Source organism: Paenibacillus sp. Mc5Re-14, assembly GCF_001049835.1.
Taxonomy (GTDB): Bacteria; Bacillota; Bacilli; order Paenibacillales; family Paenibacillaceae; genus Paenibacillus; species Paenibacillus polymyxa_C.
On the sequence record NZ_CVPD01000001.1, the window covers coordinates 4,307,336 to 4,328,872 of the forward strand.

At 41.0% G+C, this 21,537-nt stretch carries 22 protein-coding genes and 1 pseudogene; 20 read left to right on the forward strand and 3 right to left on the reverse strand.

The window, feature by feature from the left end; translation table 11 throughout:
* The first annotated feature begins 889 nt into the window (after positions 1-889).
* From BN1546_RS19760 to BN1546_RS19815, 12 genes and pseudogenes are all read left to right on the forward strand, one after another.
* A complete protein-coding gene (locus BN1546_RS19760) occupies positions 890-1,474 on the forward strand; it encodes a hypothetical protein (protein WP_255305452.1) in 585 nt (194 codons plus the stop codon).
* A 29-nt stretch (positions 1,475-1,503) separates the two neighbouring features.
* A complete protein-coding gene (locus tag BN1546_RS19765; RefSeq protein WP_090738672.1) occupies positions 1,504-2,127 on the forward strand; it encodes a hypothetical protein in 624 nt (207 codons plus the stop codon).
* Between the two features lie 71 nt (positions 2,128-2,198).
* Positions 2,199-2,624 (forward strand): hypothetical protein, encoded by a 426-nt coding sequence (locus BN1546_RS19770; RefSeq protein WP_013372289.1) that lies wholly within the window; start codon positions 2,199-2,201, stop codon positions 2,622-2,624.
* Positions 2,625-2,753: 129 nt separating this feature from the next.
* Positions 2,754-3,251 carry a hypothetical protein gene (locus BN1546_RS19775; protein ID WP_090738673.1) on the forward strand — a complete coding sequence of 166 codons (498 nt, stop codon included), beginning with the start codon at positions 2,754-2,756 and terminating at the stop codon, positions 3,249-3,251.
* A gap of 48 nt (positions 3,252-3,299) precedes the next feature.
* A pseudogene (locus BN1546_RS19780) lies at positions 3,300-4,181 on the forward strand (class I SAM-dependent methyltransferase).
* A 38-nt stretch (positions 4,182-4,219) separates the two neighbouring features.
* Positions 4,220-4,774: a hypothetical protein gene (locus BN1546_RS19785; RefSeq protein ID WP_090738674.1), complete on the forward strand. Its 555-nt coding sequence runs from the start codon at positions 4,220-4,222 to the stop codon at positions 4,772-4,774.
* Positions 4,775-4,960: 186 nt separating this feature from the next.
* Positions 4,961-5,692, forward strand: a complete 732-nt coding sequence (locus BN1546_RS19790; RefSeq protein ID WP_090738675.1) for a class I SAM-dependent methyltransferase — start codon at positions 4,961-4,963, stop codon at positions 5,690-5,692.
* Between the two features lie 200 nt (positions 5,693-5,892).
* Complete coding sequence (locus BN1546_RS19795; RefSeq protein ID WP_090738676.1) at positions 5,893-6,222, forward strand: GNAT family N-acetyltransferase; 330 nt, start codon at positions 5,893-5,895, stop codon at positions 6,220-6,222.
* Between the two features lie 53 nt (positions 6,223-6,275).
* Complete coding sequence (locus BN1546_RS19800; RefSeq protein ID WP_090738677.1) at positions 6,276-6,731, forward strand: DinB family protein; 456 nt, start codon at positions 6,276-6,278, stop codon at positions 6,729-6,731.
* A 21-nt stretch (positions 6,732-6,752) separates the two neighbouring features.
* The gene (locus BN1546_RS19805; RefSeq protein ID WP_255305454.1) at positions 6,753-7,682 is read left to right on the forward strand and encodes a class I SAM-dependent methyltransferase; all 930 of its coding nucleotides are present in this window, start codon (positions 6,753-6,755) and stop codon (positions 7,680-7,682) included.
* Between the two features lie 292 nt (positions 7,683-7,974).
* A complete protein-coding gene (locus BN1546_RS19810) occupies positions 7,975-8,574 on the forward strand; it encodes a YdeI/OmpD-associated family protein (protein WP_090738678.1) in 600 nt (199 codons plus the stop codon).
* Positions 8,575-8,642: 68 nt separating this feature from the next.
* Positions 8,643-9,647: a phosphotransferase enzyme family protein gene (locus tag BN1546_RS19815; RefSeq protein WP_090738679.1), complete on the forward strand. Its 1,005-nt coding sequence runs from the start codon at positions 8,643-8,645 to the stop codon at positions 9,645-9,647.
* Positions 9,648-9,790: 143 nt separating this feature from the next.
* Here the strand turns inward: BN1546_RS19815 and BN1546_RS19820 are convergent, their stop codons facing one another.
* Both BN1546_RS19820 and BN1546_RS19825 read right to left on the reverse strand, forming a co-directional pair.
* Entirely contained in the window at positions 9,791-10,654 is an 864-nt protein-coding gene (locus BN1546_RS19820) for a sulfurtransferase (protein ID WP_090738680.1), read from the reverse strand.
* A gap of 88 nt (positions 10,655-10,742) precedes the next feature.
* Complete coding sequence (locus BN1546_RS19825; RefSeq protein ID WP_064962049.1) at positions 10,743-11,672, reverse strand: DMT family transporter; 930 nt, start codon at positions 11,670-11,672, stop codon at positions 10,743-10,745.
* Between the two features lie 233 nt (positions 11,673-11,905).
* On the opposite strand from BN1546_RS19825, the gene BN1546_RS19830 reads away from it, so the two are divergent.
* The 7 genes from BN1546_RS19830 (at position 11,906) to BN1546_RS19860 (ending at position 18,925) form a co-directional block, all read left to right on the forward strand.
* Positions 11,906-12,811 carry a hypothetical protein gene (locus tag BN1546_RS19830; protein WP_090738681.1) on the forward strand — a complete coding sequence of 302 codons (906 nt, stop codon included), beginning with the start codon at positions 11,906-11,908 and terminating at the stop codon, positions 12,809-12,811.
* Positions 12,812-13,023: 212 nt separating this feature from the next.
* The gene (gene dapD, locus BN1546_RS19835) at positions 13,024-13,737 is read left to right on the forward strand and encodes a 2,3,4,5-tetrahydropyridine-2,6-dicarboxylate N-acetyltransferase (RefSeq protein WP_013372273.1); all 714 of its coding nucleotides are present in this window, start codon (positions 13,024-13,026) and stop codon (positions 13,735-13,737) included.
* A gap of 182 nt (positions 13,738-13,919) precedes the next feature.
* The gene (locus BN1546_RS19840) at positions 13,920-15,056 is read left to right on the forward strand and encodes an N-acetyldiaminopimelate deacetylase (protein ID WP_090738682.1); all 1,137 of its coding nucleotides are present in this window, start codon (positions 13,920-13,922) and stop codon (positions 15,054-15,056) included.
* A gap of 76 nt (positions 15,057-15,132) precedes the next feature.
* On the forward strand, positions 15,133-16,242 hold the full coding sequence (locus BN1546_RS19845; protein WP_013372271.1) for an ABC transporter ATP-binding protein: 1,110 nt from the start codon (positions 15,133-15,135) through the stop codon (positions 16,240-16,242).
* Entirely contained in the window at positions 16,232-17,044 is an 813-nt protein-coding gene (locus tag BN1546_RS19850; protein ID WP_013372270.1) for an ABC transporter permease, read from the forward strand. Before BN1546_RS19845 ends, BN1546_RS19850 begins: the two co-directional genes overlap by 11 nt.
* Complete coding sequence (locus tag BN1546_RS19855; protein WP_013372269.1) at positions 17,034-17,855, forward strand: ABC transporter permease; 822 nt, start codon at positions 17,034-17,036, stop codon at positions 17,853-17,855. Before BN1546_RS19850 ends, BN1546_RS19855 begins: the two co-directional genes overlap by 11 nt.
* Positions 17,852-18,925 (forward strand): ABC transporter substrate-binding protein, encoded by a 1,074-nt coding sequence (locus BN1546_RS19860; RefSeq protein ID WP_090738683.1) that lies wholly within the window; start codon positions 17,852-17,854, stop codon positions 18,923-18,925. The genes BN1546_RS19855 and BN1546_RS19860 overlap by 4 nt, the downstream gene beginning before the upstream one ends.
* A 509-nt stretch (positions 18,926-19,434) precedes the next feature.
* Here the strand turns inward: BN1546_RS19860 and BN1546_RS19865 are convergent.
* Entirely contained in the window at positions 19,435-20,598 is a 1,164-nt protein-coding gene (locus tag BN1546_RS19865; RefSeq protein ID WP_090738684.1) for an aminotransferase A, read from the reverse strand.
* A 450-nt stretch (positions 20,599-21,048) separates the two neighbouring features.
* Between BN1546_RS19865 and BN1546_RS19870 the strand changes: the two genes are divergently transcribed.
* Positions 21,049-21,450 (forward strand): VOC family protein, encoded by a 402-nt coding sequence (locus tag BN1546_RS19870; protein WP_090738685.1) that lies wholly within the window; start codon positions 21,049-21,051, stop codon positions 21,448-21,450.
* Positions 21,451-21,537 lie beyond the last annotated feature (87 nt).

The following is a 21,537-nucleotide window of genomic DNA, read 5'->3' on the forward strand; positions in this document are numbered from 1 at the left end:
AAAGTCCTTGAGGAATGGATGGCACCAACTTTAGCGGCTCGAGTATGTGAAGTAAACGGTGAAGATCGGAATGAAGTTATAGATAAATTACAAACCATTATAAAAAATTAATGTGGGCCAACGTCCTGTTTGTATTTGAGCAGTCAGCCCTATTGCAACTTAAGCCTCTCGCGTTCGTAGGTACAAAAACGTTATCAGAAAATCTCTAGTCCTCAAAAAACAATAGAAAGAGGGATAGAAATTACAAAACTAATTGCAATAATACGAAGAAACCTTTTCACCATTAACATATTGCCAATAGTTATATTTCATCTAACTTTGTTACCTATTTGGATGTTGATAAATGTTTTTGAAGAATTGTGGATTGTTACTTTCTTTTCTGCAATGGGAACAACCATAATTATTCCTTTTTGTTTAGTAGTTATTAATGGTTGGTTCAATAAAGATCATAACAATTATTACTTTATAGAGAACTGGATATTAATATCAATTTCAACATTACTATCACATGCCCTAAACTACATGAATTGGGGACTATCCTCTCAAAGTATATTGTATCCTGATTCAGAAACATTATTAATATTGAAATGGGAAGTTATAATTTCTTTATTGATAGTTTTAATAATGAGTTGCATGCAACAGATCGAATTGAATAATACGAAAAAAAGTATAATGAAGAAATAAAGAATATATAGAATCAACATCTTGGGAGTATTTCGGAAGAAATGAACTTCTGATAACATGAATTCACGCTTCGGTCTGTAATCAGGTCTGAGGGCTTTTGTTTACAAGAGGCATTCCGAGGAGGTTTGATCAGGTAAGACAATCCCTGGCAAGCTTCATGAACATAGTAACGTTATAGCAAAGGGATGCAAACTATAAAAAGAAGGTGTTCAAGCTGTTTGGTTTATTTAAGAAAAAGAAAGCAATATTTGAAGATCAACTAAACCAACTTTCTGAATTGGGCATCTTTATGAGGGTAGGTTTAAAGAAAGAATTACTTTTAGAAGAAACTTCAAGAAGTGAATATGAAGAAGATCCCTACAACTTGCTACTACTTACTTTAGGTAGAGAAGTTGAAGTCAATGGTGAATTTATAAATGTATCTGATGAAATTTGGTATTTGGATGCTGAATGTATTGAGGACCATGGAGACTATGCAAGAGTAATAATGCGGTTAAAAAATATGACAAAACTTAATTTAAATAAGATAACGGATTACGTAGATATTCAGAATAGTACTGCATGGGCCTCCTTTGAATATAAGAATGAACTTACAAGATGGGAAATGAAAGTAGATGATGATTGGTTGGATATGGAGATATTCAACAAATTTAATGAGTTAACACAGACTGAACAATCCATGAAATTGTATATTTCAATTTTAGATCAAGGCTGCCTAGTGGGCTATTTTAATCAAGAACAAGTGATCGAATTAAATAAATTAACAAAATATAAATTTGAAGAGTATTAGTGAGATGTGACTAAAAAGGAGCCAAAACAATGAGTGAATTGACTTCAGGAAGTTTATCACTATTGAAATATAAAGAGGCAATTCTTGAGCATGATCCTGTATACGCGGAGGATTTAAATGACAAATGGTTTGTTTTTATAACCAAAGATACAGAAGAAAGTGAAGAAATTCCGGAAAGCCTATTTCAAATTTCAGGAAAAATCCCAGTGTTATATTTTTATAATTTTGAAGATCACTGTTGGGGATACCGTGTAGTTTACAATTCACAAGAGATAGCAAGTCTTCATATATCATATGTTTTATTAGATACTTCAATTATTAAGCTTGCAGAAGAAAAATATCCAGAGGAAGATCACATTGAATTTTTATATGTAGACCCTAGAGGGGACAAAATCAGAATTGAATTAATTGAAGAAGTTCTGAGATCTAATGAATACAATGAGAAAATAGCAAAACAGTTTACAAATTGCAATCTAAAAACATTTAGATTTTTTGAACTGGATAATGAACAAATAAAACAATTAGACGATATTTTGAATAATAATTATTATACACAATTAGAATCTGAGCATCAATTAGTAGAAGAGTTTAAAGAATTATTAAACATTGAGGAAATGAGTTGGATACGAGCAGATAGAATGAACGAAGATTAGAAGCAAATAGATAGTGAGGACTCGTGAAATACAAGAACGTTAGGTGAAACGCGGAGTGTTAGGAGGTTTGCATGAATTACGATGAAGTAGCGAATGAAGTATTCTTTAAAGATGGAAGTCTAAGGGACATTTATATATTGGATACAGACATCCAAATATGGGCTATAATTTTTGAGTATTTGGAAAGCAATGAAATTAATTATCGAGTGACTATAGATGGGTTAATAACTAAAATTAGAGATATTGCTGAATTGTTAAGAATTAAAAGAGAAGCAAGTATTGGGGTAACTATTGAATATAATGAAATTGATATTTGTGGGTATTTGTATGAAGGAAGTGTTATTGAATTTGATATTTCACCAATACAGATAGACTCAGAGAAAAAAATAGATGTACTCATGAATCTTCTAAAAGACCTAAGTCGAAAACTAAACAAAACGATAATTATAACTCCAGAAATGACTATGGAAGAGGTATTAGTTCGAGTAGAGCCCTAAAGGGAAATTGAATTAAGTAATTCACACTGTTGTCGCTTTCGCTTCCTTGGTCTACGAAGGCGTCGGGCGTTATGGCCACAGAAACATTATCAGAAATACGACAAAATACTTTATGGGGTGATGGATCTTATGGATGTAAAAAAACTAAGAGATTGGGTAGACAAACACAATATAAGAAACCGGGCATTAGAAGCTTTTTGGCTTAATTTAAATACCTACAAGCTCGAGGAGCCTGAGCAATTTGATGAGTTGTTTTGGGACTATGATAAAGATTATTTAAAGATTTTAATAGAGGATTTTTCCTTACATATCAAGAGTTTGGAATATTTAGACCCAAGCAATAGAGATCTTGAGTATGTTGAAGTGAAAATTAGAATCGAATATAGAACAAGTCATATAGGTTATTATAGGATGATTTTCAATCTAGATGGTACGGTAGAGGATGATTTTTTTATTTCTGAATGGACTGGATTGAGGTTATATCAGACAAGAGCCTTATTAGAGGATATTAAAGAAGAAATAGAAGCTGAAAGAAAAAATGGAGAAATAACAGAAAAAGAGGCTATTAAGTTAAAGGAAATAATAGATGAGAAGAAGGACATGATTAGAAAGGAATTTAGTCATTAGAGCAAGTTGTCGGAGAAGCGACGTAATAAAATAACTAGGGGGATTTTTATGTCTGAATATTATTGGGACAATAAAATTGATTACCTACGAAATACCCGCTGGTTGTACTATAACGATGATTATTTGGAATTTCTTATACAAAAGGTGTGGAAGATAAATAAACCTGTAGAGATCGTAGATTATGGATGCCGATTTGGATATTTGGGACTAAAGCTTCTTCCATTGCTACCAAATGGATCAACATATACTGGCATTGACAAAGGCATGGAATTAATAAAGCAAGCCAATGAAATATTTTCGAAACTCTCTTATAATGCTGAATTTATAGAGTGTGATATTGAAAAAGTGGAATTAGAAAAGAAGTATGACATAGCAGTCAGTCATGCTTTTTTATTACATATGCCTAATCCAAAGAGCATTCTACAGAAGATGGTTAATTGTGTTCAGGATAATGGGATGGTTATCTGTTTTGAACCACACTGGATTGGTAATATGGCGAATTATTATTTAGATGGAATTGAACAAAGCAATGTCATTCGGTTAGGTATTCTACAGGAGTTATATGAGAGAGATCATAAGCGTACAGATAAAGACGGAAATATAGGCATCCAAATACCGATCATGCTAAGCCAGCTAGGCTTAAGAAATATAGGGTGTAGGGTTAGCGATAAGGTGAACTTTCTTGATTAGAATATGGACTCGGAAAGTAAAAACATGCTTTATAGTTCTTTGAAAGAAGAAGGCTTGGGACAAGAACCTAATGATATTTCAGAGGTACTCAAAAATTTATTGGCCAGAGTATTAAACGAAATGGAAGCTCAAAAACAATATGAAGCAGAAGCAACTTTTTCTGAAGAGTTCAGTGATAAATCTTGGTTAGTATATGCACCTAATATGAAGATTTCTATTGGTACAGTACAGAGACTTTAAAAGTAGGATGTATTCAAAAAACATAATTGGGAGGTTATATGGGCACAGATATTTGGTTTTTTGTAGAGAAAAGGCACTTCAGAGACGAATATGAACAGATTGATGGTACTTGGAGAAAAATTAAAAAGAGTAAGGCAGAATTAAATGATACTGCTATTTGGGTAAGTGCAGATAAGTGGAATGTTAACCCAGATTACTATCTATATCCTGAAGACAAGACTGCTAAATTGAAACCAAGTGATCCTTATGAATTTTATAGTGGCGATAGGAACTATGATTTATTCAGTATTCTATCGAATACTAGGAATGATCATAATCTAAAGTTTCTATCTTTGCCAAGAGGTCTTCCGGTGGATATCTCCCCTGAATTGAGTGAAGTTGCATTCGAGGATAAAGATGATTTTTATGACCACAGTTGGCTATTATTGAAGGATTTAATTAATTTTAAATGGGATGAAAATTATTATTGTGATCAATTTATGGAATATAGAAATATTATGGATACATGTTCGGGTTTCATCAATGAAACAATTCCAAAATTATCGAAATTAGGGAATGCTGAAGATGTAAGAGTGATTTTCTGGTTTGGTTAGTACAGAATATTCATTTTATTTAGATGGTTAATTATGGGCATTAGAATGTTAGACTCAAAAATCTTATATCATAATATTTGGTCTGCGGCTCCTTATGGAGCTAGGTCTCCAAGATGGATTTCGGCGAGAGATTTTCAGCAGACAACCCTTGAGTTCGTGTGAATACAGAGACGTTAAAGATAAAACATGCAGAAAGCTCGTGGTGAGAACTTGGATAAGGTAGAGAATATAAGATTAGAAGAGAAGAAGTATCATGATTTCTGTTATGACAATTACAATTTGTTTGAGTCCGGTTCTTGGTTACATAGACCGGTACAAACGGTATTGGACCTTCTAGCTGAATATAAAGATTACGATAATCTATCGGTGCTTGATTTAGGAGCTGGAATTGGTAGAAATAGTATTCCTATAGCTGAATCCATGAAGATTAGAAAAGGAAAAGTAGTTTGCGTGGATTTATTAAAGTCTGCTATTGATAAGTTGGAAAATTATAGTAGAGAGTATGGTGTCGAACAATTTATTGAAACAAAATTATCTGATATTGAAAACTTCAATATTAAACAAGATGAGTATGACATTATAATAGCTGTATCTGCTTTGGAGCATGTAAGATCGGAAAGGGAAATGGAATTAAAAATTGAAGAAATGACTACAGGAACAAAAATAAATGGAACCAATTGCATTGTTGTTGGAACGAATATAAAAGAGATGAGAATGAAGGATGCACAACAATTAGAGCCAATGTTTGAAGTAAATATCTCGACTGAAAGTATGATGGAATTATTAAGACATCACTACATTGGATGGGAAGTTAAAAAACGATTAGTAAAGCAACTGGAATATGAAATTGAAAGAAATAAACAACTCGTGAAACTATCAATGGATTGTATAACCTTTGTAGCTAAGAAATTAGTGTAAGTCAGTACAATGAAGTCTGGAAGGAGTCATCTAATAAAAGTTTCACACATCAGGCTAACGCCCTCAGTCTGACAGAGGAATTTTGGGGAATGGATTTAGCCAGACACATCCGATTAGCGGCAGATCTCGCGAACACAGAAACATTATAGGAAAGCAGTGCGAATCCATTGTAGTACCAATACAATCAAAGGAGAGTCAACATGCACTCTGAGGAGGATTCCACGTATAGCCTGTCTATAGAATGTAAAGACATTATCCTTCGGGAATATCTTTTAGAAGATTTAGATAAAATACATGAACTCACATGGCGACCGGAGATTTGTGAATTTTCACCAGGCAGGAATGTTGAAAAAGAAGTTAGACTCGACTGGTTGAAAAATTATGAGATACCTGAAAATAATCAATTTTTGAGACGTGTCGAGGAGGGAGTGAGGGTTGAGGATCTTAGATTGAAGCTAGGAATTGTGCTTAAAGAAACGGGAAAATTCATAAAAAAGATTTTCAGCAGACAACCCCTTTGGGGTTCATGAGTACAGAAACGTTATTCTAAATAGCTCAAATTTGAAAAGAGGGGTCTGAAACCATGAATGAGAAGTCGCGGTTACTAGAGGAGTTCAAGGAATGGATACGTTTTGTTTCTGAGATTCGTGAAATGGATTGGCAAATAAAGATTGCCGAAGATAAATGGTCAGTTCAGGATATCGTAAGTCATATACTGCTGTGGGATAAATACTTTTATGAAGCAGCCATAAATCCGATATTAAACAATATGCCTTTGACATTAACACACATTGATTTTGACAAATTTAATCAGGATGCTGTTGAATATGGAAAAACAAAAACCAAGGAAGAATTAATTGAAATGACTATTCAGTACCGTAACATGATATTGCAGAGTATAGAGAGTTTGGAAGACGACAAGTTTACTAAAGAATATGCTGACGGGGAGTTTACTGTAATATCATATTTAAAAGATTTTATCTGGCATGATCAACATCATATAAGACAGATTGATGACCTTAAAAGAAGAGCTATGTGAGTATATAGGCAGGTGAATAATATGAGAGATTATTGGAACAAAAGGTTTGCTGAAGAAGGAATGATTTGGGGTTGTGAACCAAGTCAAACTGTAACGCAGGCTATAGATTTGTTCAAAAAGAATAATGCACATCATATTTTGGTTCCTGGTGCTGGGTATGGGAGAAATACCAAGATGTTCTCTTCTTATTTTGAGGTTGATGGAATTGAGATATCTAGTTCAGCTATAAATCTAGCAAAAGAATGGGATTTAAAAACGAATTTTATTCAAGAATCGGTGTTAGAGTTTCGTACAAGCAAAAGGTATGACGGCATATATTGTTATGATTTATTACATTTATTTTTGTTAGAAGACCGAAAAAAACTGATACAGAATTGTGTGATGCATTTGAAGGAACAGGGAGTGATGTATTTTACGTGTTTTTCTGATCGCGATTTTAATAATGGTGTGGGTAGGAACGTTGAGGAAGGAACATATGAATACAAGAAAGGGAAATATGCTCACTTCTTTACTGAAGAAAATTTAATAGAACATTTTAATGATTTGAATATATTAGAAATGGGTTCCATAAGAGAATGTCTGACACATACAGAAAAACAACAAGAATATGAATTAAGATATGTAGTTGTTCAAAATATTGGAGAGCTATTGCGGGGAAGCAATTCAACAGATACATCAACCCGCTTAACTGCCGCAAGTAACAGACGGACTATTAGTCCTAAAGCGCTGGGACATCGTGAATACAGATCGTTATATGTAATTGGAAGCGAAGGGAATAAAAAAATGAGAATGCAAGACAAACCGATAGTAAGTGTTATAGGCTTGGGATTATTTAGTCTGTCACTAGTGGTGCACATTTGTTTTAAATCAATAAGGACAATGGATGATGTAGGGATGGGTATATTATTGTCTCTAGTAAATGCCATATTTCTAGTCTTTCCATTGCTATGAGGAGTATTGGGTGCAGTAGAATTCTCAAGAATAATGAGTTGGAGTGAGAAAATAAAAGAAAGAGAAGTGAACGAAGAAGTAGATTTAGATAAATACAAGAAAAAAATTAAAATATATCTATGCATAAACGTAGTTTATTTATTGCTAGTTATATGTCAATTGGATTATGTAATTTATAGATGGGATGAGGTGAACATATAATAAATATAGCAATGTGATGGCTATTCTATAGATTTTCTGTAAATATATATACATAAACATTATGAGCAAAAACATTAAGGGGGGAGCAAACATGACAAATAGAGAGGAAATGAATCCTAAGGTTGATGTGTATTTAGATAAAGTGAAAAAATGGAAGGCAGAAATGGAGAAGTTGAGAGCGATCATGCTTGACTGCCAGCTCACTGAAGAATTGAAGTGGGGTAAACCATGTTACATGTTTCAGAATAGTAACATAGCTATAATACAAGGATTTAAAGAACACTGTGCGCTTATGTTTTTCAAAGGTGCTTTGTTAAAAGACCCCAATGGTATTCTAATCAAACCTGGGGAGGATACGCAGGCGGGGCGCCAGATACGGTTCACTTATGTTGAAGGAATTGTTGAGATGGAAGCCATCTTAAAGGACTATATTAATGAAGCCATTGAAGTGGAAAAAGCCGGGTTGAAAGTGGATTTCAAAAAGAATACAGAACTCATATTTCCTGAGGAATTTCAGGCTAAATTAGATGAAGATCCTGCCTTGAAAACTGCTTTTGCTGCATTGACGCCGGGACGACAAAGAGCATACGTTATGCATTTTTCTGCGCCCAAGCAATCTAAAACTCGTGAATCAAGGATTGAAAAATGTATGCGGGACATTCTCAATGGAAAGGGATTAAACGATCGATAGAGTCAGTTGATACCGGATCATATGCAGCTGGGTACATCGAATGAATAATGTTGAAGGGAGATATTCATTTGGATATTTTTCCGTTGGAGATATCTGTACTATCTGCAGATGCACTCCGTGAGTACATTTCAAGAGAATATTTTTCTTATGCCTTACTTAAATGCCGGTTATTTTATAGAGGCATACATGACATATATAGAGTTAATGCAGACGAAAAAGAGTATTTCTTTAAGGTATACCGTAAAGGAATAAGAAGCATGGAAGAAATACAAACAGAGGTAGATTTGCTCAATCACCTAAAATTATCAGACATTGAAATTACTACACCAGTTACAAGACATGATGGAAAATTTATTTCACAGTTTAACACTGCAAATGGGATAAGGTATGGAGTACTATATACGTCTGTTGGAAAACATGAGTTTAACCAAATTGAGGAAACAGCTGAATTAAACGAGAGACTAGGTAGTTATATTGCTACAATTCATAATGCTTGGGACAAATGTGAGCTTGGAAAAAAACGATGGAATCTAGATGCTGACTCATTTATAGATAATTCTATGGATGCTATAAGGCAGTTCTCAACCATTCATGATTTTGACCTGCATTTTTTAGAGGAAGTTGCAAAGAATGTGAGCGATAAACTAGAGTGTTTGACTGTTGAAAGACCGCAATATGGTATATGTCACGGCGACATATATAGTGGGAATATCCGAGTTGACGCTAACAGTAATCCTATCCTTTTTGATTTTGATTTCTGTGGAAATGGATGGAGAGCATATGACATATCTTTGTATGCTTTCCCATTTGGCATGGGATGTGACGAAACAAAACTACAAAAGAGAGAGGAACGAAAATATCAATTCTTAAATGGATATAACAAGGTTAGAGCAATGAGTCAAAGTGAAGTAGATTCTATTGCCCTCTTTATTCCCTTCAGAAGAATTTTTAATATTGGTACTCTATACATTTCTTATCTTCCAAATACTTGGGGAGACTCTGCTGTCATCAAAAATGTCGATGAAGATATTAAACTGCTTCAAAAGTGGTTGGAATTAAACCCTATATTTTAATTAGTACGATAAGTTAATGGTAACCATATTCGGAAATCAACCCAGAGACCTATTGCAAAATTAAGTAAACACACTGCCGTAAGCGCCTATTCGCTTAAGGCAGTGTGTTTGTCTTTAGAACCTGTATATCTGTTTAAAATGGATTATTCCTGTCCGGTCGCCACCGGATTTTCCTCATAGCTGATCCAATCGCTCCAGCTTCCCGGATAGAGTCTCACATTACTAAATCCTGCCTCATTCAAAGCCAGAACATTCGGACAGGCAGATACGCCTGATCCGCAATATACGATGAACTCAGCGTTCTGATCAAGGTCTGAGAAATGCTGTTTTAACTGCTCTGCGTTTTTAAATGCCCCCTTTTCATCCAAGACCTCTTTCCAGAAGAAATTCACTGCACCGGGGATATGCCCCGCTGCTTGATCTATGGGCTCTTCCAGCCCCAGGTAGCGCGGACGCTCTCTGGAGTCGATCAATATAGGTGAAAAACCGATATAGGAGCCAACAGGAACAGAAGTTTCGGATATACGTTGTACTTCTTTCATACTTGTAAGCATTTGTGGCTGAACATTTGCCACAAAGGTTGAGGGAATGCGAATCGGCTGGTCTGCCGTAACGGGGAATTTTGCTTCCTTCCAAGCGCTGTAGCTTTCTTCCAGTACGTATACCTGCTCATGCCCGAGGTAGCGCAGCAGCCACCAGAAGCGGGAGGCCATCATACCTCCTTGGTCATCATAAGCGACGATGCGTGAACCTGCATTGATCCCGGCACGGCTCAAACGTGCGGCAAGTGTATCCACATCAGGTAGCGGATGGCGGCCACCATGCTCGCCTAGAGGAGCGGTAAGGTCTTCCTCCAAATCGAAGTGAACCGCCCCTGGGATATGGTCTTCATTAAATTCGTTCCGTCCAGCCCCGGCTTGTCCGAGCAGGGAACGGCAGTCGGCAATGATTATGTCTGGTTCGTACAATCGGGCCAGCAACCAGCGTTTGGATACGATGGATTTCATAGAGGATTCCGCCTTCCTTTTTTTAATAGTAAATTTAATCCATTGAGTATGGTTTATGAAAAAGGGGTAATAAGCTAAGAGTTAGCCTTCAGGGGGGCTCAGTGCCGGGCAACTCACTTTGGTGGACAACTTGCTTTTTAAAATCCGCTCCGTATCGGATAAAAACCCATACCCCGAACAGGATAAAAAAGCCTGCACCAAATTGCAAAGTAGACAACCTCTCCCCGAGCAGCACCCAAGCCAGCAGGGAAGAAATAACGGGCTCACCGAGTACCGCCATCGACACCGCGGTGGCGTTAATGTATTTGAGTAGCCAGTTAAACAGATAGTGTCCGAACAGTGTAGGCACAATGGCAAGCAGCAGGAACAGTCCCCATTCGCGTGGGGCATATCCAGTAAAAGGTATGGCATTGACCACATTATACAGCGCAAGCGATGTGGCTGCGATGATAAAAACCCAAAAATTATAGACAAAAGCGCTCAAATGCTCGCGTAGATGCTTGCCCATCAGCATATGGATGGACACGGCTACCATACCCAAGAAGGACAGCGCATCTCCGAGCAGAGCTTGTCCTGAGACATGAAAATCCCCTGCGCCAATGGCCAGTGAGCCGACAAAGGCCATGCCCATTCCAAAGAGCATAGCGCGATTTGTGCCTGTCCGGAAAAACAAAAAAGAACCGAGCATGACAAGGATCGGTTCCAATGTCATAATGACAGTAGAGCTTGCAACGGTGGTCAGTCGCAGCGAGCCCATCCACAGCAAGAAATGCAGCCCTAGCGCGATACCGGACCAGAGGATCATCATCCACTGCTTGCGAGTGAGGCTGAATAGCTCGGTGCGGTATTTCCAGACCAATGGCAGCATCAGAAGATTGGTCAGGTACAAACGGTACATAGCGATGACGGACACCTCGGCTTCAGACCATCTGACGAAGATCGAGGAGAACGAAATAGCGATAATACCTATGATGTATAATAATTCAAAGGAAAACGACGGTTTGTGTGCTTGATTCATGTGGCAGCTCCATCCGTATGGAAGAAAATAAATACGTTAATATTCCTTCTAACGGTATCTCGAAAATGAGGTTTAATATAGCCCATTATACCGTACCTGGCATCCCCATGGTATTAGGATTTTGCAAAATCCTGAGAATATAATAAACGGGAGCGAGAGGAAAGGATTTTAAGTGAGATGCTGTATAGAACTTTTACTGCACAAGCTCGTCTATCAAAGTGGAGGTGGATTTTATGAAGAAACATAACACATTTTCAATCATACTACTGACTATCGTGGCAGTGCTGGCTCTATCAGCCTGTGGTACGAAACCGCAAACCAATAACAATGCACCTCAAGGGGCAGACCAACCGCAAACGCAACAGCCGCAAGCCACTCCGGAGCCGGTCGCTGAGCCGCAGGTTAAAAAAGGCACAGGTGTATACAACGGAGCTGCTGACCCGCATACGGTAGAGATTGAAACCAATGGCGAAGCCCAATCCTTCCAGCTAGGAGAAGGACTAGACACGGTAATAGCTGGGCTTAAAGAAGGTGATCCAGTAGCGTTTGAATATACCGAAAAAGCAGTAGAGGGCGACGCGACAGCGAAGCAACTGACTTTAACGAAAATACAAAAGACAGAGGCTGCAACAAATAGCAATCAAAACGGAAGCTCTGGTCAACAAGTAGGCGGGGAACGCGCGAAAACTCAAACTTTTGAGCTTACCCTTGAAGGGAAAAGGGAAAAGCAGACAGCAACTTTGGCAAAGGGAGAGGGCTATTCGTTGTATGTGTTTGATCCGATGTCCCTGTTTCCCGATCAAAACCGTGTCGCTTTGGCGGTAGATGATAACTACTACGCCGAAATTACGAAGCTGCCCTCCAACTTTAATTTAGATGAGCTTCAAAAAGATGGCGAGAAGGACCTGGCTTCCATAGGCAAGGTACAAAAGCTGGACAAAGCAGTCGTGCCTCAAGCGCTGACCAGCAGCCGTCTGTTCTTGCAAGCGAACGGTTCGAAGATCACCCAGCAATATATTGTTGTGGAAAATACTACGGGCGCTTTCAGCGTGAAAGTGAACATTCCACATGGTGAACCTGCTGAAGGATTCGAATCCTTCATTTATACATCGCTGGAGAGCCTGCAAGCTAATAAATAATCCTGTTTAAAATTAAGGTGGTCCCTGGCTTATAATCATGAATTTAAGGCAGTCAAACTGCTGAAATTTGTTGTTTTACGTACTGGATTAGCGATTCGAAGGTCTAATCTGTAATTGCGAGACCTGCACTTTTGTGCTATAAAGGATGAGAGAATAAGATCATTCCGGCTTGCGAAGTCGTATGAAGCGATGAAGGAGTTGTTAGATTTAATATGTCCATCGAAATGAATACACAAGAAGTCATCAACGTGATTAAAAACAGCAAGAAAAAGACGCCTGTTAAAGTATATGTAAAAGGGGCTTTGGCTTCCGCATCTTTTGGCGAGAATGTTCAAGCTTTTATTTCTGGAGACAGCGGTGTGGTATTTGGTGATTGGGCCGATATCAAGCCTGTACTGGATAGCGCAAACGCGAAAGAAGAAGATTATGTGGTGGAAAATGACCGCCGTAACTCTGCTGTTCCAATGCTGGATCTGAAAGGCATCAATGCACGCATTGAGCCAGGCGCCTATATCCGCGATATGGTGGGCATTGGTAACAACGCAGTCATTATGATGGGCGCAGTGATTAACATTGGCGTTACGATTGGTGAAGGCACCATGATTGATATGAATGCTGTGCTGGGCGGTCGTGTTAAAGTCGGCAACATGTGCCACATCGGTGCAGGCGTCGTCCTTGCAGGTGTCATTGAGCCACCATCCGCACAGCCTGTTATCGTAGAAGACGAAGTATTGATCGGTGCGAACTCGGTTGTACTGGAAGGCGTACGCATTGGTAAAGGTGCAGTTGTTGCAGCCGGAGCGGTTGTAACTGAAGATGTGCCTCCATACTCCGTAGTAGCTGGTACACCTGCACGTGTAATCAAACAGGTCGATGACAAGACCAAATCCAAAACTGAGATTTTGAAAGAACTGCGCGTTCTGTAAGAAGGCAACGTTTTTTAGGTACCAAAGGTGAACGATTCCTTGTCAGGAGCATAATACACTGACAGCATAACATAGGGACGAAGCACAACGGACAAGGCTCGGCGGCTGCGCCGGGCTTTTGTCCTTTTATTCTTTTGCCCGATAAGAGCTGATGAGCTATAAAAAGGAGGCGTAGCAGCAAAATGAGCACAGCCGATGATCGTTCTTTTGTTCAAATACGAAGGGATCTGCATCAAATTCCCGAGCCAGGGTTTGAGGAATATAAAACACAACGATATTTGCTGAACTACTTGGAAACGCTCCCTCAGGAGCGGCTGGACATTCGTACATGGCGTACGGGCGTGTTAGTACTTATTCATGGAACGGCTCCTGAGCGCCGCTATGGATATCGTTGTGATATGGATGGTTTACCGATTGAGGAAGAGACGGGTTACGATTTCCGTTCGACTCATCCCGGCTACATGCATGCTTGTGGTCACGACTTACATATGACGATTGGATTAGGAATTGTAACACACTTTGCGAGTCATCCGATTAAGGATGATCTGGTCGTGTTGTTTCAACCAGCTGAGGAAGGACCTGGTGGAGCCTTGCCTATGCGGGACAGCACGGAGCTGGCCGACTGGATGCCGGATGAAATTGTCGCATTGCATGTTGCACCAGAATATCCTGTAGGCACCATAGCCACTCGCCCGGGCATCCTATTTGCCAATACATCGGAGCTTTTCATCGACCTCAAGGGTACGGGGGGGCATGCGGCGTATCCACACAAGGCGAATGATATGGTAGTGGCTGCTTGCCAGCTGGTGGGACAATTACAGACGGTGGTAGCCCGTAATGTGAACCCACTGGATGCAGCGGTCATTACGGTTGGTAAGGTTAGCGGAGGCACGAAGCAGAATATTATCGCGGAAACCGCCCGTTTGGAAGGTACGATCCGAACGTTGTCTGCCGATACGATGACGCTGGTTAAATCGCGGATTGAGGCGCTGGTGCGCGGTGTGGAAGCTGGATTTGAATGCCAAGCGAAGATTCATTATGGCTCCAATTATTTGCAAGTATACAATGAAGCCAAGGTGACTGAGGAATTCATGAAATGGGTTAGTAATCGGCAGGATGTGCAGCTTGTTGAATGCGGAGAAGCGATGACCGGAGAGGACTTCGGGTATTTTCTGGAACGAATTCCTGGCTTGATGTTCTGGCTTGGCGTGGATACGCCTTATGGCTTGCACCATGCTAAGCTGGAGCCTGCAGAGGAAGCCATCGAGGTAGCTATCCGAGTGCTGACAGACTATTTTACATGGAAGTCACAAGGGTGAATGATACAGCCTGAATAATTATTTTTAATGTAGAGAATGTAATGGAATGAAGTCGAATTTTTTGAAGGAGGGTGTTATGGGAGAGCAAACCATCATCCGATTCGAACGGGTGACCAAACAATATGACAACGATCCCCCAGTGCTGGCGGATGTCAGCTTTGAGATTGAGCGTGGCAAATTTTATACACTGCTGGGTCCTTCCGGCTGTGGTAAAACGACGATTCTGCGTATGATTGCAGGTTTTGCAGAGCCGACAGAGGGCTCTATTTATTTGAATGGAAAACTCATTAATCGTGTTCCAGCCAACGAGCGGCAGGTCAATACGGTTTTTCAGGATTATGCGCTATTTCCACATCTGAATGTGTTTGAAAATGTCGCTTTTGGTCTGCGGATTAAAAAGATGAACAAAAAGGACATTCAGGAGAAGGTGACACAGGCGTTGTCCTTTGTCAATCTGGAAGGCTACGGCGAACGGGAAATTTCTGAAATGTCCGGGGGACAGCGTCAGCGTGTAGCTATTGCACGGGCTATCGTCAATGAGCCTGATGTTCTCTTGCTGGATGAACCACTGTCGGCACTGGATTTAAAGCTGCGGACAGAAATGCAGTATATTTTGCGTGAAATGCAGCAGCGACTTGGAATCACTTTTATATTTGTTACGCATGATCAGGAGGAAGCACTGGCCATGTCAGACGAAATTTTTGTCATGAACAAGGGCAAGATCGAGCAGAGTGGGACGCCAAATGATATCTATGATGAGCCGATTAATCGGTTTGTTGCTGATTTTATCGGCGAATCTAATATTGTTCCTGGACGTATGATCGCGGATTACCAAGTGGAATTCAACGGCCGACAGTTTGAATGTGTCGACGGAGGATTGCGTCCGAACGAACCTATTGAAATTGTAATTCGGCCAGAGGACTTGGAGATTACCAGTGTTGCTGAAGGCAAGCTGCGTGTTCAGGTGGATACCCAATTGTTCCGTGGAGTTCACTATGAAATAAGCTGCTATGATGATTCAGGACAGGAATGGCTGGTGCATTCTACCAAAAAGGCGGAGCTGGGCAGTGAAATCGGTCTGCGATTCGACCCGGAAGCCATTCATGTCATGCGGTTCGGGGAAACAGAGGAAGAATTCGATCGGCGTCTGGAAGCCTATGAAGAGGTGGATCAGCATGTCCGGTAATACAAGAGCAGCGTATCTGCTGCCTTACTATTTATGGATTGTGCTGTTCGTGGCAGCTCCAGTTGTACTTGTATTTTACTATTCACTGTTTGATGTGGATGGTCATCTCACATTCAGCAACTACGCTCAGTTTCTGACACCTGTTTATTTAAGCATGACGCTTAGCTCGTTTTGGTATGCATTTCTGATCACTGTATTTTCACTGCTCGTGGCGTATCCGGCGGCATATTTGCTTACTCGCACCAAGCATAAGCAACTGTGGCTGTTGCTCATTATTTTGCCGACCTGGATTAACCTGTTGCTCAAAACGTATGCTTTTATCGGGATTTTCGGGACTTATGGTCCGGTAAATGCGGTATTAGGCATGGTTGGGTTGGGCGGTCAGCAAATATTGTTTACCAGCTCCAGTTTTGTGTTTGTATCTGTTTATATTTTTGTGCCTTTTATGATTTTGCCCATCTATAATGCGTTGGAAGGTTTGAATCCTTCACTGCTGGACGCAGCCCGTGATTTGGGCGCATCCAAATGGACTGCGTTTCGCAGGGTTATTTTCCCGTTAACACTTTCGGGTGTGCGGTCTGGTTGTATGGCTGTGTTTATTCCAGCGTTGTCGCTGTTTATGATTACCCGTCTGATTGCAGGTAACCGTGTAATTACGCTGGGGACGGCGATAGAGCAGCATTTTCTAGTTACTCAGGACTGGGGTATGGGCTCAACAGTGGCTGTGTTCCTGATTTTGGCGATGGCGATCATTATGTTGCTCACCTCGCGAACGAAACGGAGGGTGCGGCATGGTAAATAAAAACCGATTCGGGAATATATATTTGGTGATTGTTTTTCTCGTGTTGTATGCGCCTATCTTGTATTTGATGTACTATTCCTTCAACAGCGGCGGGACTATGCACGAGTTTGAAGGCTTTACACTTCAATATTACAAAGAGGTGTTTGCAGACACCCGCTTGATCATTATTGTTATTAACACCTTAGTAATCGCTTTGCTGTCGTCTGCGTTGGCTACGATTATTGGTATCATGGGTGCGCTGGCTATTCATCAGATGCAGAACCGTCGAGTCAAAAATACGTTGTTGTCGCTCAACAATGTACTGATCGTGAACCCGGACGTCATTATTGGCGCTTCCTTCCTCATTTTGTTCACGATGGTTGGCATTAAGCTGGGTTTTTACTCTGTTTTGTTATCCCATATTGCGTTTAGTGTGCCGATTGCGGTCATTATGATTTTGCCGCGGCTTCAGGAAATGAGCCCATCCCTGGTGGACGCTGCGCGTGATTTGGGTGCCAGCCGGCTGGATGTGCTAACCAAGGTGATTTTGCCCTTTATCAAGCCAGGGATTTATGCAGGCTTTTTTATGGCGTTAACGTACTCGCTGGATGATTTTGCGGTGACCTTTTTTGTGACAGGCAGTGGCTATTCGACCTTATCGGTGGAAATATACTCACGTGCCCGTCAAGGGGTTTCCTTGTCCATCAATGCGCTGTCCACGCTCATATTCCTGTTTACTGTGCTGCTGGTGGTGGGCTATTACTTTATTATGCGCAAGGCGAATCGTAATGGTAAAAAAGAGCCTGCGGCGGAAATGGGGGTGCCTAGATGAAGTCGCTTGTGCGCGTGTTTCTGTCCATTTTCATCATCTCGTTTGGTCTGATGGGTGTGGCAGCCTGGTTGAACTCTAGTCAAGGCTACTCCGGTGGTAACACACTGACGGTGTACAACTGGGGAGACTACATTGATCCTGAGCTGCTGGAACAGTTTCAGAAGGAGACGGGGATTACCGTCATTTATCAGACATTTGATTCCAATGAGGCGATGCTGACGAAAATCGAGCAGGGAGGAACTTCGTTTGATGTAGCGGTTCCATCGGAATACGCTTTGGCTAAAATGAAGCAAGAACATCTACTGCTCCCATTGGACCATAGCAAGCTGCCGAATTTGAAGCATGTAGATTCTCATTATCTAAACCTTTCGTTTGATCCAAATAATCAATATTCGGTTCCGTATTTTTGGGGTACAGTCGGGATTGTGTTTAACCCGGAGCTGACCAAAGGCATTGATTTTCATAGCTGGGATGGCCTGTGGGACCCGAAGTTGCGTAATAACCTGTTGCTGGTTGATGGAGCTAGGGAGATTATGGGCATGTCGCTGAACAGTCTCCACTATTCCTTGAATGATACAAACAAGGCGCATTTGCAGCAAGCTTTGACGAAGCTGGAAAAGCTAGCACCTAACGTCAAGGCTGTGGTTGGCGACGAGATTAAAATGCTGCTAGCCAACGAGGAAGCTGCTGCTGGAGTTGTATGGTCCGGTGATGCGTCCGAAATCATGGATCAGAACGATAAGCTGGATTACGTCGTGCCAGATGAAGGGTCCAACCTGTGGTTTGATAATATAGTTATTCCAAAAACGGCTACCCATGTGGATGCGGCTCATAAATTTATCAATTTTATGATGCAGCCCGATGTAGCCGCTCAAAATGCTGAATTTGTGGGTTATTCCACACCAAACAAGGATGCAAAGAAATTGCTGCCTGAAGATATTTCTGGCGATGAGCGGTTCTATCCTCCAGCTGAAATTACAGATAAGCTTGAAGTATACGATAACCTAGGCAAGCGAATGCTCGCTCATTATAACGAATTGTTCCTGCAATTCAAAATGCATTTAAAGTAGGAGAGTGGCGTGTGGATACGGGGTGGTGCTTTAAAGGCCGCTGCGGAGGCGGATGGTGCTTACCATCGCTGTTAAATTCCGATTTTTATGATTACCGCATAAAGGTGAAAATCGGAATTTAAAGGCGCCGCTTCGCTTGTCCAGCACCATTCCGCCCCCTTCGCTGTGCCGTGCTTAAAGCAACGTACCCATGAATCCCACGCCGACGGTGAGGGAGTAGTGAGAGCAAACAGGCCCTTGAACCACCCGTGTAGGTGATTCAAGGGCCTGTTTTTTTTACCCACCGCGTGGGGCGGGTGAGTAATGTTTTTAGCCCTACCACTCCACACACGTTAGATAATTGTGGGACTTTAAGGCGGGCAGTGAGCGAAGCGGGCCAATTGAATCTGGAGAAGCGGCAGCGTTCGCCTTTGCTGTGGGATTCTTACCTATAAGTGTTTTATCCATTCAAGAATCCCACCGCGACGGCGATCGGAAGATCAAATGGACTGCGTAGCGCCTCTCCCACCTTAACTCCTCACAATTCCCCTAACAAACCTCTCTATTTTATCCAACCCTTGCTCCAGTACATCCTGTCCGTAAGCGTAAGATAAGCGAATATAACCTTCGCCATAGGAAGAAAAAGCATCTCCCGGCACGACGGCTACTCCTTGCTCTTCCAGCAGCTTCAAGGTGAAGTCCATTGAGCTTAATCCAAAATGGGCGATGGAAGGGAAAAGATAGAATGCTCCCTCAGGCTTCTCCAGCGGAATCCCCATATCTGTCAGTCTTCCGTGTACATAGTCACGGCGTTTGCGGTACTCTTCGCGCATCGGAAGTGCATCATCCACCCCAACGGTCAGGGCTTCCAGTGCTGCATATTGGCTAATTGAGCTAGCACAGGTCACGTTGTACTGATGTACTTTGACCATGTGCTGTGTAATTTCAGCGGGTGCAAGTGTAAAACCAATGCGCCATCCTGTCATGGAATGTGATTTGGACAGTCCGTTAATGACGATGGTACGCTCCCGCATACCTGGAAGAGCTGCAATAGATACGTGCGGTGTATCGTAAATCAGTTCGCTGTATATTTCATCTGAAATGATAAACAGATCGCGTTCCTTAAGTAAATCCGCGACTGCTTCCAGTTCTTGGTGACTCATCACCCGTCCGGTTGGATTCGAAGGATAGCCGAGAATGACTGCTTTTGTCCGCTCAGTCAGATAAGGCTTCAGTACCTCTGCCGTTAGCTTGAATCCGCTGTTGCGGGTGTCAGCCAACACTGGAATGCCACCTGACAAACGGATCAATGGCTCATAACCTGGGTAAATCGGCACAGGTAGAACAACTTCGTCTCCCGGTGACAAAATTGTGCGCAGGGTAATATCCAGCGCTTCACTGGCTCCGTTCGTCACGATAACCTCATCTTGTCCACGGTAATTCAGGCCGTATTTGCGGGCTACAAACGCTGCTGCAGCTTCTCGTAATTCCGGCAGTCCCGGATTAGGTGTATAAGTGGTTCGGCCTTCATCAATCGCCCGATGGGCAGCTTCCATAATATGCGCAGGGGTAGGGAAATCCGGCTGCCCAATCGTTAATGACAGAGTTCCGGGTAATGCGGCAACTTTGTTGGCGATTTTGCGGATGCCGCTGATTTGAATATTTTTGACCTGGTCGTTAAGCAAATGCTCCATAGCGTGTGTGCCACCTTTTTCTGTATTAGAACAAGTTTACAATAATATGATCTGATTATGCTACGGCAAGAAGAATTCATTTTACATATTTAAGGTACTAAATTGGCTAATTTGTGGTATCTTAATTATAGGATAAGTTTGTAAGCGTAATCATACGGAGAATGGGGAGGGAGTAGCTTCAATATTCAAGAGTTGGATGATCAAGTGGATCAGGATGAAAAAACATCTGAAGTCATTTTGATGTACTAGCCTTTCATGGTGTAAAGCTAGGAGATAAGGTAAGCATTGGTAGTTCGGTGAAAAACACACGGAAAGAGCGTAGGCAAGCAAGCTAATTGACTTATCGACCATAGAACTATATAAATGTCAGATTGGTTGACTTTGTGAGATAGTTAAGTTATCTTTTGTGGAGAAGTCGTATGATAAAGTAGAAGGAAGAGGTGAAGCGTCGTGGGAGTAACAGCTAAACAAATCTTTGTGAATTTACCAGTTAAAAACCTGCAACACTCCATTGATTTTTTCACTACCATCGGATTTGAATTCAACGCTCAGTTCACGGATGAACATGCAACCTGCATGGTTGTTAGTGAGCATATTTTTGTCATGCTATTGGTTGAAGAACGTTTTAAAGCATTCACTACAAAGGAAATTTCAGATGCCACGAAAAGCACAGAAGCGATTGTTGCTCTTTCGGTGGAGAGCCGAGAAAAGGTAGACGAGATCGTCCGCAAAGCTTTGGAAGCAGGCGGCAAACCCTCAAATGGGCCTCAAGATCATGGTTTTATGTATGGATGGAGCTTTCAGGATTTGGATGGTCATCTGTGGGAGTTCTTTTATATGGCAGAGCAGTAATAGAAGTAAGGGTGATTAAGTAAACGAAGTATGATGGGAAGTAATCTGTCCTAAAAAGATAGTTTACTTTCTTTCTTGCATGTTATC